1 protein-coding gene is annotated in these 354 nt (G+C 36.4%); it reads left to right on the forward strand.

The annotated features are described in order from the left end of the window. Positions 1-47: 47 nt before the first annotated feature. Positions 48-354 (forward strand): hypothetical protein (locus tag AB4496_RS27220; protein WP_372133067.1); only part of this gene is annotated, 307 nt, incomplete at its 3' end.

Genomic DNA, 354 nt, shown 5'->3' on the forward strand with positions numbered 1-354 from the left:
ATCCATGTCATTCGTTAGGGCTCAGTATTAGTTTGGTCGAAAATAATATGATTAATGATAAGTATAGGTGTAATCAGAATTGGTCGGAATGGCCTCGTTGTGTCACCAACATAAATGACATTGAGTTAGATTGGCGTTGGGTTTCATTTTACCGTGAAGGGAAATCACACAAAGGAATCAGTTCATTTTCACAACAAATTACACGTTTGTCAGCCAAGCAGGTAAACGTTGAATTCCTTAGTGAAATAGCAGAACTGCAAAACTTAGAATATTTGGAAATTGAGAGGCTATCTTCAGACACGCTACTTCCATTGATTAATTTGAATAAGTTGGAAACGCTTAAAATATCAGGAG

The organism is Vibrio sp. 10N.222.46.A1 (assembly GCF_041473595.1).
GTDB lineage: Bacteria > Pseudomonadota > Gammaproteobacteria > Enterobacterales > Vibrionaceae > Vibrio > Vibrio tasmaniensis_A.